The organism is Quadrisphaera sp. RL12-1S (assembly GCF_014270065.1).
In the GTDB taxonomy this organism is placed as follows: domain Bacteria; phylum Actinomycetota; class Actinomycetes; order Actinomycetales; family Quadrisphaeraceae; genus Quadrisphaera.
In genome coordinates, this window is sequence record NZ_JACNME010000003.1 from 73,470 (window position 1) to 87,689 (window position 14,220).

Annotated in this window: 12 protein-coding genes; 6 read left to right on the top strand and 6 right to left on the bottom strand. The window is 75.8% G+C overall.

The window, feature by feature from the left end:
* Window positions 1-10 precede the first annotated feature (10 nt).
* Window positions 11-2,575, bottom strand: a complete 2,565-nt coding sequence (gene glgP, locus H7K62_RS06605; RefSeq protein WP_186717163.1) for an alpha-glucan family phosphorylase — start codon at window positions 2,573-2,575, stop codon at window positions 11-13.
* Window positions 2,576-2,737: 162 nt separating this feature from the next.
* Between glgP and H7K62_RS06610 the strand changes: the two genes are divergently transcribed.
* The 4 genes from H7K62_RS06610 (at window position 2,738) to glgB (ending at window position 9,430) form a co-directional block, all read left to right on the top strand.
* A complete protein-coding gene (locus H7K62_RS06610; protein ID WP_370591647.1) occupies window positions 2,738-4,870 on the top strand; it encodes an alpha-1,4-glucan--maltose-1-phosphate maltosyltransferase in 2,133 nt (710 codons plus the stop codon).
* Window positions 4,867-6,372, top strand: coding sequence for a maltokinase N-terminal cap-like domain-containing protein (locus H7K62_RS06615; protein WP_186717164.1), 1,506 nt, complete (start codon window positions 4,867-4,869; stop codon window positions 6,370-6,372). Before H7K62_RS06610 ends, H7K62_RS06615 begins: the two co-directional genes overlap by 4 nt.
* Window positions 6,373-6,477: 105 nt before the next feature.
* Window positions 6,478-6,912 carry a DUF4383 domain-containing protein gene (locus H7K62_RS06620; protein WP_222437201.1) on the top strand — a complete coding sequence of 145 codons (435 nt, stop codon included), beginning with the start codon at window positions 6,478-6,480 and terminating at the stop codon, window positions 6,910-6,912.
* Window positions 6,913-7,048: 136 nt separating this feature from the next.
* Window positions 7,049-9,430 (top strand): 1,4-alpha-glucan branching protein GlgB, encoded by a 2,382-nt coding sequence (gene glgB, locus H7K62_RS06625; protein ID WP_186717165.1) that lies wholly within the window; start codon window positions 7,049-7,051, stop codon window positions 9,428-9,430.
* A 109-nt stretch (window positions 9,431-9,539) separates the two neighbouring features.
* Here the strand turns inward: glgB and H7K62_RS06630 are convergent, their stop codons facing one another.
* The 5 genes from H7K62_RS06630 to H7K62_RS06650 all read right to left on the bottom strand — a co-directional run bounded on the left by H7K62_RS06630 (window position 9,540) and on the right by H7K62_RS06650 (window position 13,076).
* Window positions 9,540-10,547 (bottom strand): tetratricopeptide repeat protein, encoded by a 1,008-nt coding sequence (locus H7K62_RS06630; RefSeq protein WP_186717166.1) that lies wholly within the window; start codon window positions 10,545-10,547, stop codon window positions 9,540-9,542.
* A 23-nt stretch (window positions 10,548-10,570) separates the two neighbouring features.
* Window positions 10,571-11,551 (bottom strand): hypothetical protein, encoded by a 981-nt coding sequence (locus tag H7K62_RS06635; protein WP_186717167.1) that lies wholly within the window; start codon window positions 11,549-11,551, stop codon window positions 10,571-10,573.
* Window positions 11,548-12,303 carry a hypothetical protein gene (locus H7K62_RS06640; RefSeq protein WP_186717168.1) on the bottom strand — a complete coding sequence of 252 codons (756 nt, stop codon included), beginning with the start codon at window positions 12,301-12,303 and terminating at the stop codon, window positions 11,548-11,550. The genes H7K62_RS06635 and H7K62_RS06640 overlap by 4 nt, the downstream gene beginning before the upstream one ends.
* A gap of 12 nt (window positions 12,304-12,315) precedes the next feature.
* Entirely contained in the window at window positions 12,316-12,645 is a 330-nt protein-coding gene (locus H7K62_RS06645; protein ID WP_186717169.1) for a thiamine-binding protein, read from the bottom strand.
* A gap of 80 nt (window positions 12,646-12,725) precedes the next feature.
* On the bottom strand, window positions 12,726-13,076 hold the full coding sequence (locus H7K62_RS06650; RefSeq protein ID WP_222437202.1) for a hypothetical protein: 351 nt from the start codon (window positions 13,074-13,076) through the stop codon (window positions 12,726-12,728).
* A 47-nt stretch (window positions 13,077-13,123) separates the two neighbouring features.
* Between H7K62_RS06650 and nucS the strand changes: the two genes are divergently transcribed.
* Window positions 13,124-13,819: an endonuclease NucS gene (gene nucS, locus H7K62_RS06655; protein WP_186717170.1), complete on the top strand. Its 696-nt coding sequence runs from the start codon at window positions 13,124-13,126 to the stop codon at window positions 13,817-13,819.
* A 38-nt stretch (window positions 13,820-13,857) separates the two neighbouring features.
* Complete coding sequence (locus H7K62_RS06660; protein WP_186717171.1) at window positions 13,858-14,190, top strand: hypothetical protein; 333 nt, start codon at window positions 13,858-13,860, stop codon at window positions 14,188-14,190.
* The last annotated feature ends 30 nt before the right edge of the window (window positions 14,191-14,220 follow it).

The window sequence follows — 14,220 nt, forward strand, 5'->3', positions numbered from 1 at the left end:
GAGCGCCGGGTCAGGCGCTGGTGACGAGCGCGGTCTCGGCCGGGCTCGCCTGCGCGCCGTGGCGCGGGAGCACGCGCACGGTGTAGCCGAAGGCACCCGAGCGCCGCAGCACCACGGTGCCGGAGAACAGGTGCCGGCCCTCCTCGTAGCTCTCCTCGAGCGCCAGCGCCGCGGTGGAGGTCTCCACCAGCTCGTCGTCGACGTCGACGCGCCCGTGCACCACCTGGACCTCGACGTCGGACGGCGAGAGCTGGCCGAGCGAGACGTACGCGGCCACCCGCACCTCGTCACCGACCTCCGGGGAGTCGCTGACGCCCCCGGACTCGACGTGGTCGACGCGCACGCCGCCCCAGGTCGCGCGGACGCGGCCCTTCCAGGCCGCGAGGTCGCGCGCCCCGGCGAAGTCACCGGCGGCGAGCGCTGCGCCGGAGGTGGCCGCGGGCACGTAGAGGGTGTTCACGTAGTCCTGCACCATCCGGGTGGCCTGCACCTTCGGCGCCAGGGTGCCGAGGGTGTGGCGGACCATCTCCAGCCAGCGGCCGGGCAGGCCGTCGGCGTCGCGGTCGTAGAAGCGCGGCGCCACCTGGTTCTCGATGAGGTCGTAGAGCGCCGCGGCCTCCAGGTCGTCGCGGCGGTCGGGGTCCTCGACGCCGTCGGCGGTGGGGATCGCCCAGCCGTTCTCGCCGTCGAACCACTCGTCCCACCAGCCGTCGAGGATCGACAGGTTGAGACCGCCGTTGAGGGCGGCCTTCATGCCGGAGGTCCCGCAGGCCTCGAGGGGGCGCAGCGGGTTGTTGAGCCAGACGTCCACGCCCGGGTACATGGTCTGCGCCATGCGGATGTCGTAGTTGGGCAGGACGACGATGCGGTGCCGCACGCCGGCGTCGTCGGCGAACTGGACCATGCGCTGCAGGAGCCGCTTGCCGGAGTCGTCGGCGGGGTGGCTCTTGCCGGCGATGACCAGCTGGACCGGGCGGGTCGGGTGCGTGAGCAGCGCCGTGAGGCGCTCCGGGTCGCGCAGCATGAGCGTGAGGCGCTTGTACGTGGGCACGCGCCGCGCGAAGCCGATGGTCAGCACCTCGGGGTCGAGCACGTCGCCGACCCAGCTGAGCTCGGCCGGGGACGCACCGCGGCGCAGCCAGGAGGAGCGCACGCGGCGGCGGGCGTCGGCCACGAGCTGCGCGCGCAGCTCGCCGCGCAGCGACCACAGGGCCGCGCCGTCCAGGGAGGCGGCGCCGCCGGACTGGTTCGAGGCGTCCTCCCCGCCGCCGGAGGCGGCCAGCAGCTCCACGACCTTGCGGTCCACCCAGGTCGGCGCGTGCACGCCGTTGGTGATGGACGTGATCGGGGTCTCGTCGGCGTCGAAGCCCGGCCAGAGGCCGGAGAACATGCCGCGGGAGACCTCGCCGTGCAGGGCGGACACGCCGTTGGCCCGCTGGGCCAGGCGGAAGCCCATGACGGCCATGTTGAACACCGATGGGTCCCCGCCGGCGTAGTCCTCGGCGCCGAGGGCGAGCACGCGGTCGAGCGGGACGTCGCCGAGGAAGCCGGAGCCCCCCAGGTGCTCGGACACCGCGTCGCGCCCGAACCTGTCGATGCCCGCGGGCACGGGGGTGTGGGTGGTGAACACGGTGGCGGCGCGGACGGCCTCGACCGCCTCGTCGAAGGTGAGGCCCTGGGCCGTGAGCTCGCGGATGCGCTCCACGCCGAGGAACCCGGCGTGCCCCTCGTTGGTGTGGTAGATCGCCGGCTCCGGGGCGCCGGACAGCCTCGACCAGAGGCGCAGGGCGCGCACGCCCCCGGCACCGAGCAGCAGCTCCTGCTGCAGGCGGTGGTCGCCGCCGCCGCCGTAGAGGCGGTCGGTGACGTTCGCGGCGGCCTCGTCGTTGCCGGTGACGTCCGAGTCGAGCAGGAGCAGCGGGACGCGGCCGACGTCGGCCTTCCACACGTGCGCCAGCAGGGTGCGGCCGTGCGGGAGGGGCAGGGAGATGACGGCGGGCGTGCCGTCCTCCTCGCGCAGCTGCGTCAGGGGCAGCCCGTCGGGGTCGGAGACGGGGTAGGTCTCGGTCTGCCAGCCGTCCCGCGTGAAGGCCTGCTTGAAGTAGCCGGCCTTGTAGAGCAGCCCCACGCCGACGATCGGGACGCCGAGGTCGGAGGCGGCCTTGAGGTGGTCACCGGCGAGGATGCCGAGCCCGCCGGAGTACTGGGGCAGCACCGAGGTGATGCCGAACTCCGGGGAGAAGTAGGCGATGGCGGCAGGTCCGCCCTGGGGGGCGACCTCCTGCTGGTACCAGCGCTCGCCCGTGAGGTAGGCCCGCAGGTCCTGCGCGGCGGCCTCCACGGCAGCCACCACGGAGCGGTCGGCGGCGAGCTCGGCCAGGCGCTCGGGCGACAGCGCTCCGAGCAGCGCGACGGGGTCGTGGCGCAGGGACTCCCACGTCTGCGGGTCCAGGCTCGCGAAGAGGTCCTGCGTCGGGGGGTGCCAGGACCAGCGCAGGTTGGTGGCCAGCTCCCCCAGGGGCGCCAGCGCCTCCGGCAGGGCGGTGCGGACGGTGAACCGTCGGATCGCTCTCACAGCCGCCGAACCTATGCCAGCGCGGGCGGGGTCTGCGAGGGGTGATCAGGCGGGGTCCCGGTCGGTGCCCCCCGAGGGGGGGAGCGCATCGGCCCGGGCGGACCCGCGGGCGCCCGGGATCTCGGGTGTCGGTGGGCTGGGCGCCTCGATAGGTTCGCCGTCGTGACCGCTGAGTCCTCCGTCGACGCCCCGGCCGACACCGCGGCGCGCCCGCAGCCGCCCCGGGAGCCGCTCATCGGCCCCTCCCCCAGCGGGCTCGGGCGCATCCCCGTCATCGACACCAGCCCGTCGGTCGACGGCGGCCGGTGGGCCGCCAAGGCGGTGGCGGGCGAGGCGGTGCCGGTGCGCGCCACGGTCTTCCGCGAGGGCCACGACGCCGTGAGCGCCTCCGCGGTGCTCGCCCGGCCCGACGGCTCGGTCCGCACCCGGGCCACCATGACCCCGCTCGCCCCGGGCACGGACCGCTGGGAGGCGTGGGTGGTCCCCGACGCCCCCGGCGACTGGACGTTCTGGGTGGAGGGCTGGAGCGACCCGTACGGCACCTGGGACCACGACGCCACCATCAAGGTGCGCGCCGGGGTGGACGTCGAGCTCATGCTCGTCGAGGGCGCGATCCTCCTGGAGCGGGCCGCCGCCCGCGACGGGCTGCCCGAGCACGTGGTGCACACGCTGCACGGCGCGGCCTGGGCGCTGCGCGACACCGGCCGCCCGGCGGAGGTCCGCCTGGCCGCCGGCACCGCCGAGGAGGTCAAGGCGGTGCTCGCCGAGCACCCCCTGCGCGACATGGTCTCCCCCGGCCCCGTGATGCAGCTGCGCGTGGAGCGCGAGCGCGCCCTGGTGGGTGCCTGGTACGAGGTCTTCCCCCGCTCCGAGGGCGCCTGGCGCGACGAGGACGGCGCATGGCGCAGCGGCACGCTGCGCACCGCGACCACCGCCGTCGACAGGGCCAAGTCGATGGGCTTCGACGTCATCTACCTCACGCCGATCCACCCGATCGGCACCACCAACCGCAAGGGCCGCAACAACACCCTGGTCGCCGAGCCGGGAGACCCGGGCTCGCCGTACGGCATCGGCTCCGAGGCCGGCGGTCACGACGCGATCCACCCCGACCTGGGCACCTTCGACGACTTCGACCACTTCGTGCGGTACGCGAACGACCGCGGCCTGGAGGTGGCGCTCGACATCGCGCTGCAGGCCTCCCCCGACCACCCGTGGGTGCGCGAGCACCCGGAGTGGTTCACGCGCCGCTCCGACGGCTCCATCGCCTACGCCGAGAACCCGCCCAAGAAGTACCAGGACATCTACCCGGTCAACTTCGACGACGACCCCGAGGGCATCTACGCCGAGGTCCTGCGGGTCGTGCTGCTGTGGGTCGAGCACGGCGTGAAGCTCTTCCGGGTCGACAACCCCCACACCAAGTCCGTGGTGTTCTGGGAGTGGCTCATCGCGAAGGTCCGCGAGGTGGACCCTGACGTGCTGTTCCTGTCCGAGGCCTTCACCAAGCCGGCCATGATGCGCGCTCTGGCCAAGGTGGGCTTCGCCCAGAGCTACACCTACTACGCGTGGCGCAACACCCGCGCCCAGCTCACCGACTACCTGCTCGAGCTCACCACCGGCGGCGACGAGCCCGGTGACGGCGACGCCGCCCACGGCGGCACCGCCGACTACCTGCGGCCCAGCTTCTGGCCCACCACGCACGACATCCTCACGCCGTACATGCAGTACGGCGGCCCGGCCGCCCACGCGCTGCGCGCCGTCATCGCCGCCACCGCCGTGCCCACGTACGGCATCTACTCCGGCTACGAGCTGGTGGAGAACGTGGCGCGCCCCGGCGCCGAGGAGCACAACGACAACGAGAAGTACGAGTACAAGCAGCGCGACTGGGACGGCGCCGCGGCGTCCGGCCGCTCGCTGGCGCCCCTGCTGGCCAAGCTGAACTACGCCCGGCACCACCACCCCGCCCTGCAGCGGCTGCGCGGCCTGTCCTTCCACACCGCCGACGACGACGACGTGCTCGTCTACTCGCGCCGCGTGCCGGCGGAGCAGTCGCCCACCGGCGCGGAGGACGTGGTCCTCGTCGTCGTCAACCTCGACCCGCACTCCACCCGCGAGACGACCGTCCACCTCGACATGGCCGCCCTCGGGCTGGCGTCCTGGGACCCGTTCACCGCCCGCGACCTGGTCAGCGGCGACTCGTGGACGTGGTGGGAGAACACCTACGTCAAGCTGGGCCCCGACACCTCGCCGTTCCACGTCGTGTCGGTGACCCGCGTCGCCGAGGGCGGCGCTGCGTGAGCACCCCCGCCGCACCGACCACGGGGACGCACCTGCACGACCTGCTCGGTCCGTGGGTGCCCCACCAGCGGTGGTACCCCGCCAAGGGGCGGGAGGCGCGCGCCGAGGTGGTGGGCCGCATCCTCCTGCCCTGGGCCGACCCCGAGGACGTGCGCGTGCTCGTGCACGTGGTCCGCGTCACGACCGCCGCGGGCGGCCCGCCCGGCAGCTCCGGGCACGTCGACCTGGTGCAGGTGCCGCTGGTCCACCGGCGCGCCCCCCGCCCGGGGGCCGACGCCGCCGCCGCCCTGCTCGGCGTGCTCACCGACCCCGAGGGCATCGGCTGGTACGTCTACGACGGCCCGCACGACCCGGCCTACGTCGAGGCGCTCCTGGCGCTGCTGTCCGGCCAGATCCGCGGGGTGGCGCTGGACGCCTCCGGGGAGCAGGCAGCCCACGCCGGCACCGCGGTGGGCCACCACCCCGCCGGTGCGGTCCCCCCGGAGCCGGGCAGCCCTGCCCGCGTGCTGCGCGGGGAGCAGTCCAACACCTCGATCATCGTCGAGCCCGAGGACGGCTCCGCCCCCGTCATCGTCAAGGTCTTCCGCACCCTGCACCCCGGCCGCAACCCCGACGTGGAGGTGCAGGCCTCGCTGGCTCCGGCCGGCGTCTCCGCGGTCCCGGCGCTGGCCGGCTGGGTGGAGGGCACCTGGCCGGTCTCCCCCGACGCCTCCGCCCCGCTGGTCTCCGGCGACCTCGCCGTGGCCTCGGAGTTCCTCGTGGGCGCGCAGGACGCCTGGCGCGAGGCCACCGCCGCCGTCGTGGGCGGCACCGACTTCTCCGGGCGCGCCCGCGCCCTGGGCGCCGCCACCGCGCAGGTGCACGCCGCCCTGGCCGAGCAGCTTCCCAGCCGGCCCGCCGCCGACGACGACGCCCACCGCCTGGCCGAGGGCTGGCGCCAGCGCCTGGAGTGGGCGCTCGCGGAGGCGGACGTGCTGGCCGAGCGGGCGCCCGCGCTGCGCGAGCGGGTGGGCGCGGCGGGCTCGCTGGACGCCGCGGCGCTCGGCGTGCTGCAGCGCGTCCACGGCGACTACCACCTGGGCCAGGTGCTGGACGTGCCCGGGCGCGGGTGGGTGCTGCTCGACTTCGAGGGCGAGCCGCTGCGGCCCCTGGCCGAGCGCACCCTGCCCGACCTCGCCCTGCGCGACGTCGCGGGCATGCTGCGGTCCTTCGACTACGCCGCGCGCCAGACCACCGTGGGACTGGCCGAGGGCCCCGAGGCGGACACCGCGCGCGCAGCGGCCGGGCGGTGGGCCGATGCCGCACGGGCGGCGTTCTGCGAGGGCTACGCCTCGGTGACCGGCGCCGACCCGCGCGGCGCGGCCGCGCTGCTGGACGCCCTCGAGCTGGACAAGGCCCTCTACGAGGTGGTCTACGAGGTGCGCAACCGCCCCTCGTGGGTGGCCGTGCCGCTGGCCGCCGTCGACAGGCTGCTCGCCGGTCCGGTTCCCGCAGACGGGTGACCCCGGCGGTCCCCCGGGCCGCCAGCCAGTCTCCTGCGGGGGTCCCTCCGAACCACCACCGGGAGCGGCGCACGCCGCTCGCCGGACCCGTGGAGGGAGTCACCCGTGTCGCAGATCACCAGCACGAGCGGCCGAGGCCTGAACCGCCTGGTCGCCCTCGTCTTCGGAGCGGTCTACCTGCTGGTCGGCGTCGTCGGCTTCGCGCTGACGGGCTTCAGCGGCTTCGCCGACCCGATGGGCGGCCGCACGCTGGTCGTGTTCGAGGTCAACCCGCTGCACAACGTCGTCCACGTCGCGATCGGCGTCGCCCTGCTGCTGGCGTCGCGCCGGCTGGCGGCCGCCCGCGCCACCAACGGGACGATCGGCGCCGTCTACCTGCTGGTGGGCGTGCTGGGGCTGTTCATCGCCTCGCCGACCAGCCACCTGAACCTGCTGGCCCTCAACGACGCCGACAACGTCCTCCACCTGGCCAGCGCTCTGCTGCTGCTGGGCGTCGCGCTCGGCGCCGACCGCCGCGCGCGGGTGGTCAGCGCGGCGTGAGGCAGCGCCCGGGCACACGCCCGGGCCCCGCCCGCTCGGCCGCGGCCGGCCGCCCCCCGGCGGCCGCCGCGGCCGCTGCGCGTGCTCGGCGGCGGCCCCGTAGCAGCGATGGTGACCTCGTGCCAGGGTGAGGGTCATGGACACCAGCCAGGCTCCCGCCAGCCTCGACGTCGAGCTCCTGCGCCAGGTGGCGCGGGGTGAGAGCCCCTTCCCCCACGACGTCCTGGGCGCCCACCAGGCCCCGGACGGCACCATCACCGTGCGCACCCTGCGGCCGCTGGCCGAGCAGGTGGTGCTGCTGACGCCGGACGGCGTGCGCACGCCCTTCACCCACCAGGCCGAGGGCGTGTGGGCGGCCGTCATGCCCGGGGACGCCGTCACCGACTACCGGGTCGAGGTGACGATGCCGGGCGAGAGCGCCCAGCTCCTGGACGACCCGTACCGGTTCCTGCCCACCCTGACGCCCTTCGACCTGCACCTCATCTCCGAGGGCCGCCACGAGGAGCTGTGGACCGTCCTGGGCGCCCACGTGCAGCGCTGGCCGGGAGCCATGGGCGAGGTGCGCGGCACGTCCTTCGCGGTCTGGGCGCCCCGGGCGCGCGCCGTGCAGGTGGTGGGCGACTTCAACGGCTGGGACGGGCGCCAGAGCTCCATGCGCAACATGGGCAGCTCCGGGGTCTGGGAGGTCTTCCTGCCCGGGGTCGGCGTGGGCACGCGCTACAAGTTCCGCATCCAGACGCAGTCGGGCGGGTGGGTCGAGAAGGCCGACCCGATGGCGCGGGCCACCGAGGTGCCCCCGCTGACGGCGTCGGTGGTCACCGAGTCGACGTACAGCTGGAACGACGAGGAGTGGATCGCGCAGCGGGCGCGCACGGACGCGACCACCTCGCCGATGAGCGTCTACGAGGTGCACCTGGCCTCCTGGCGTCCCGGCCTGGACTACCGCGAGGCCGCCGACCAGCTGGCCGAGTACGCCTCGGCCGCCGGCTTCACGCACGTGGAGCTGCTGCCGATCGCCGAGCACCCCTTCGGCGGGTCCTGGGGCTACCAGGTCACCGGCTACTACGCCCCCACCTCGCGCCTGGGCACCCCCGACGACGCGAAGTACCTCGTCGACCGCCTCCACCGGGCGGGCCTCGGCGTCATCCTCGACTGGGTGCCCGCGCACTTCCCGAAGGACGAGTGGGCGCTGGCCCGGTTCGACGGCGAGCCGCTGTACGAGTACCCCGACCCCCGCAAGGGCGAGCACCCCGACTGGGGCACCCTCGTGCCCGACTACGGCCGCCCCGAGGTCCGCAACTTCCTCGTGGCGAACGCTGTGTACTGGCTGCAGGAGTTCCACATCGACGGCCTGCGCGTGGACGCCGTCGCCTCGATGCTCTACCTGGACTACTCCCGCCAGAGCGGGCAGTGGGTGCCCAACCGCTTCGGCGGGCGGGAGCACCTGGAGGCCATCGAGTTCCTCCAGGAGGTCAACGCCACGGCGTACAAGCGGGTCCCCGGCATCGTCATGATCGCCGAGGAGTCGACGGCGTGGCCGGGCGTCACGCGCCCCACCGACGCCGGCGGCCTCGGCTTCGGCTTGAAGTGGAACATGGGGTGGATGCACGACTCGCTGCGCTACCTCGGCGAGGACCCCGTCAACCGCAGCTGGCACCACGGCGAGATGACCTTCGCGATGGTCTACGCCTACTCCGAGAACTACGTGCTGCCCATCAGCCACGACGAGGTCGTGCACGGCAAGGGCTCGCTCCTGCGCAAGGCCCCCGGGGACCGGTGGCAGCAGGTGGCCACGCTGCGCGCCTTCCTCGCGTTCATGTGGGCCCACCCGGGCAAGCAGCTGCTCTTCATGGGCCAGGAGTTCGGCCAGGAGGCGGAGTGGTCCGAGGGCCGCGGGCTGGACTGGTGGCTGCTCGACCAGCCGCTGCACGCCGGCGTCCTGGCGGCCCTCACCGACCTCAACCGGGTCTACAAGGGGACCCCGGCCCTGTACGAGCTCGACACCGACCCCGCGGGCTTCTCGTGGATCAGCGCTGACGACTCCTCGCACAACACGTTCTCGTTCATCCGCTGGGACTCCGAGCGGCGCCCGCTGGTGTTCATCGTGAACTTCGCGGGCGTGCCCCACGAGGACTACCGCCTCGGCTTCCCCGGCGCGGGCACCTGGACCGAGGTCATCAACACCGACGACACCCGCTACGGCGGGTCGGGCGTCACCAACGGCGGGTCGGTCGAGGTGGCCGCGGAGCCGCACTGGGGCCAGCCGGCCTCGGCGCTGGTGCGCATCCCGCCGCTGGGCGCGGTCTGGTTCACCCCGCAGGAGTGGCCGCCGGCCGAGGGTGCCGCACCGGCCACCGCAGCGGTGGCCGCCGCGGGGACCGCGACCTCCTCGGAGGCCGCGGAGGCCACCGACGTCTCCGAGGCCGAGGCCCGTGAGACCGACGGCGCGGCGCTCGACGAGCTGGTCGTCGCCGCCGACCCGCCCGAGTACCTCAAGAACGAGGACGAGCAGGCCTGACAGCCTCTCGAGGACGACGACGGCGCCCCGCCGCTGACCAGGTCAGCGGCGGGGCGCCGTCGTCGTCGGTAGCCGGCCGGGCGGGCGGCCGGCCGTTCAGCCGGGGGCCTCAGTAGAGGGCGGCCGCGAGGGTGCGGCGGGCGGTGGCGACGCGCGGGTCGTCCGCGCCGACCACCTCGAACAGCTCCACCAGACGGGCGCGCAGCGCGTCGCGCTCGTCGCCGTGGGTGGTGCGCACGAGCGCGACGAGCCGGGCGAAGGCGCCCTCGGCGTCTCCGGCGAGCACCTGGTGGTCGGCGGCGAGCAGCCCGGCCTGGACGTCGGCCGGGGCGTCGTCGGCGGCGCGCACGGCCTGCGGTGCCTGCGTGCCCCGGGTGCGGCGGCGCAGCTCGATGCTGGCCAGCCCGACCGCCGCCTCCGCGTCCGCCGGCGCCTCCGCGAGCGCCCGGCGGTAGGCGTCGGCCGCGGCGTCGAGGTCGCCGCGGGTGATGGCCTCGCGCGCCTCGGCGTGCAGCGGGGGCACGGGCGGCTCGGCGGGGCCGCCGTCGGCGCCGGCCTCGCCCTCGCCGATCCCCCCGGCGGCGCCCGGCACCCGGCCGGTGACGCCGTTGGCCGCGGCGACCTTGAGCAGCTCGTCGAGGACCTGCCGGACCTGGGGCTCGGGGTAGGCGCCCTGGAACAGGGGCACGGGCTGGCCGGCCAGCACGGCGACGACGGTGGGGATCGACTGCACCTGGAAGGCCGCGGCGATCTGCGGGTTGGCGTCCACGTCCACCTTGGCCAGCAGGAAGGCGCCCGCGTACTCCTCCGCCAGGCGCTCCAGCACCGGGGAGAGCTGCTTGCACGGCCCGCACCACGTGGCCCACAGGTCCACCACCACGGGCACCTGGGCGGACAGCTGCACCAGGGAGGAGAACTCGGCGTCGGTGACGTCGAGCACCACGCTGGCGCCGCCGGCAGGAGCCTGCTCGGCGGGAGGTGCCGCGCCGTCGCCGACGGGCGCCGCGGGGGCGCTGGGCGGCGCCGCGGGGCGCTGGGGCCGGTTGGCCAGGCCAGAGAGGTCGACGGCGCCGCGCAGGTTCAGGCGCGGGCCGGGGCGGCTCGCCGGAGTGCTCATGCCCCCATCCTCCCCCAGCCCGGTCAGCGGACGGCCACCCCGGTGGTGCCCCGCTGCCCCGCCACCAGGGCCACCTGCCCCGACGTCGGCACCCGCAGCACCACCACCTCTGCGGTGGACACGTCCAGGCCCTTCGGGGCGGAGGAGCGCCCGGCGAGCGCGGCGAGGTCGGGGGGCAGCGACTGCACCACCCCGGCGCCGCGGGGGGTGAACGTGCGCTTCCCGGCGAGGACGCCCACGACGAGCGCTCCCCCGTCGGTGGTGCGCAGCGACCACAGGGCGCCCTCCCGCGGTGCGTGGGCGGCCGCGTAGTCGACGTAGCCGGAGACGCCGTCCCGTTCGGCCCGCTGCTCGGCGAGGACCTGGGTGCGCAGCGGGTCCTCGGCCAGCCCGGCGGCGGCCGGGGAGCCGTCCCCGCGGGTCAGGACGTCGGCGTAGCCGGCCACGGCCTGAGCCGGGGTCACCACCAGGCCCGGGGCGTCAGCGGGCAGTGCCTCGGCGGCACCGCCGCTGGACGCGGGCTGCGGCAGGGCGGCCCCCGGCAGCACGGCCGCCGAGGCCACCACCCGGTAGGGGTTGCGCGGTCCTTCCTGCACGAGGACCACCACCTGCGGGACCGCGCCCCCACCCGGCTGGAGGGCGGTGAGGAACCAGCGCGGCCAGGTCCCGGCGGGGGGCACGGCCGTGAGGAGCTGCTGCCCGGCCAGCGGTGCGGGCTCGGGGCTCGTGGGGACGGCGGCGCGCACGGTGAGGGCCGCGCGGCGCACCTCCAGCTCGGCCCCGGCGTACCGGGCCTCCAGCCCGTCACCGGACGCCTGCGCCACCGCGCTGAGGATGCGCGCCACCTGCGGCGCTGCGACGGAGGCGACCGGTGCCGTGCCGGCGGCCGCCGCGCGCTCTGTGGCCGCGGGGCCCCCGCACGCGCTCAGCCCCCCGAGCAGCACCGCGGCCAGGGCGCCGGCAGTGGCCACCACGACGACGACGCGGATGCGCAGGCGCCTCACGGGACGGCCTCCGCTGACGCCCGCGATCGCAGCACCACGAGCACAGCACGCACCACCGCGGTCCCCGCGGCGGCGGCGCAGGCGGCACCGACGACGAGCAGGACGACCGCGACCAGCGGCACCGGGCGGCTGCTCCACGTGAGATCCACCTGCGCGGGGGCCGGTGCCGTGCCGTCGGAGGCCACCAGCACCGCCTCCGGGGCGAGCCCGCCCGCCCCGGAACCGCCTGCGAGGTCCAGCTCGGCACTGCCCTGGCCGCGCTGCTGCGCCGTCCACAGGTCGCTGCCGGAGGGGTCCGGGGCCGTGGCGGCGCCGTCGGTCCGCTCGACGCGCACGCCGCCGTCGTCGTCGAGCCCGGTGGCCGCTGCGGCGGCGGTGCCCCGGGTCCAGGCACGGACGTCCTCGGCGCTGCCGCGGGCCACGAGGACCGGGCCGTCGCCGCGGGCGCTGACCACCACGCGCCCCTCCCGGGCGCTCAGCAGCTCCGCGGACAGGACCACCAGCGGCGCGGACGCGCCCACCGGGAGGACGGCGGTGGTGCGCTGCGCCGGGCGCGCCACGGTGGCCAGCAGGGCGCCCCCCGCGAGCAGGAGCACAGCGAGCAGTCCCAGCGCGCCCACCCAGCGCCGGGTGGGGCGGCTGCCGTCCCGGGACCGGGCGCCGAGCCGGCGGACGAGCAGGGCGGGAAGCCCGCGACGGGCCGCGCGGGAGTCGGCGCGCCGGGCCGCCCGGCGGGGGCTGACCTCGGTCACCGGCTCACCGGCTCACTGGCCGCGGCCGGGCTCGCCCTCGGCGCGCTCGACGGCGGCCTCGAGCCGGTCCAGCTTGCCCTGCAGCTCACCCGTGCGGCCGGGCCGGATGTCGGCCTTGAGCACGAGGGACACGCGCGGACTGGCGCTGGCCACCGCCTCGCAGGCGCGGCGCACCACGTCCATGCACTCGTCCCACTCCCCCTCGAGCGTGGTGAACATGGCGTCCGTGCGGTGCGGGAGCCCGCTGGAGCGCACCACGCGCACGGCCGCGGCGACCGCGTCGGTCACCGAGCCGTCCGCGTCGCTGGCGTTGCCGGGGGACACGGAGAACGCGACGAGCATGCGCCCACGGTAGCCACGGGCGGGGCGCCCCGCGGCGGTTCAGCGGGCCCGCGGCGACGTGCTCTGCGCCCGGAGCGCCCTCAGCGGGGACGGCGGTGGGCGCGGGCGCGCCAGCAGGAGCGGTGCCAGTGGCGGCGCTCCGACGGACCGACCCCGGGCGGGGCGTCCGCGGGCCAGGCCACCACGTGCGCGGTGCCGGGCTGGATGACCTGGTCGCAGCCCGGGCACCGGTAGGGCTTGAGGGCCGCCGCGCCCGGCACGGCGCGCACGAGCCAGTCGCCGTCGGGACCGCTCTCCCCGGTGGCCCAGCCGACCGGGCGGGTGGGCTCGGGCGCCGTCGCCTGCCGGGCCTGCGACCGCGCACCGCGCCGGCCGGCGGAGCGCGGGACGGGCTGGGGACGACGGCGCGGCACCTCACCATCATCCGGCATCACCAGCCATCACCGGCCATCCACGAGGCTCGGTAACGTGCGCGCTCGTGCGCCTCGTCATCGCCCGCTGCTCGGTCGACTACGAGGGGCGGCTCAACGCCCACCTGCCCCTCGCCACCCGACTGCTGCTCGTCAAGGCCGACGGCAGCGTGCTCGTGCACGCCGACGGCGGCTCCTACAAGCCGCTCAACTGGATGAGCCCGCCGTGCTCGCTGGCGGTGGCCCCCGCTGACGGCCCGCACGCCGCGGCCGGGGCGCAGGAGGTGTGGACGGTGCGCTCGGCCAAGACCGAGGACCGCCTGGTCGTGGCGGTGCACGAGGTGCTCCACGACTCCACCCACGAGCTCGGCACCGACCCCGGTCTGGTCAAGGACGGCGTGGAGGCGCAGCTGCAGAAGCTGCTGGCGGAGCAGGTCGAGCTGCTGGGCGAGGGCCACCAGCTGGTGCGCCGCGAGTACCCGACGGCCATCGGCCCCGTGGACCTGCTCGTGCGCTCGCCCCACGGCGGCACGGTGGCGGTGGAGGTCAAGCGCCGGGCGGAGATCGACGGCGTGGAGCAGCTGACCCGCTACCTGCAGCTGCTCAACCGGGACCCGCTGCTGGCCCCGGTGGAGGGCGTCCTGGCGGCGCAGGAGATCCGGCCCCAGGCGCGCGTGCTCGCCACCGACCGCGGCATCCGCTGCGTGGTGCTCGACTACGACGCGCTGCGCGGCGTCGACGACGTGGAGTCCCGGCTCTTCTGAGGCTGGTGCCGCCTGCTGCCCTGCCGCACCATGGGCGGATGGGAGTGAGCGCGAGCGGCACGGCGTTCGGGGTGTGGACGACGTTCGGGCTGTCCCTGCTCATGCTGGGCGTGCTCGTCCTCGCGCTCCGCTGGACGTTCTCCCGGGGTCACTCGGTGGTGGCCCGCAAGCCGCGCACCGGCCGGGCCAGCGAGTACGGGCTGCTCGTGGTGGTGAGCGAGCCGGGCACGTTCGTCGAGGCTGAGGTGGACCGGCAGCGCCTCGTGGCCGCGGGGCTGCGCGCCACGCTCGCACCCACCACCGACGGCCCGCGGGTCCTGGTCTTCCCCGAGGACGCGAGCATCGCGCGCGCCCTGCTCGAGGCCGCGTAGCGGCCAGCCCGCTCGAGCAGTTCGAGCCGC

What these genes read in the sequence shown, in the direction of transcription:
- H7K62_RS06630 (WP_186717166.1), bottom strand. Translation starts at nt 10,547, where the DNA reads ATGAGCACTCCGGCGAGCCGCCCCGGCCCGCGCCTGAACCTGCGCGGC.
- H7K62_RS06645 (WP_186717169.1), bottom strand. Translation starts at nt 12,645, where the DNA reads ATGCTCGTCGCGTTCTCCGTGTCCCCCGGCAACGCCAGCGACGCGGAC.
- H7K62_RS06660 (WP_186717171.1), top strand. Translation starts at nt 13,858, where the DNA reads ATGGGAGTGAGCGCGAGCGGCACGGCGTTCGGGGTGTGGACGACGTTC.
- H7K62_RS06650 (WP_222437202.1), bottom strand. Translation starts at nt 13,076, where the DNA reads ATGCCGGATGATGGTGAGGTGCCGCGCCGTCGTCCCCAGCCCGTCCCG.
- glgB (WP_186717165.1), top strand. Translation starts at nt 7,049, where the DNA reads ATGGACACCAGCCAGGCTCCCGCCAGCCTCGACGTCGAGCTCCTGCGC.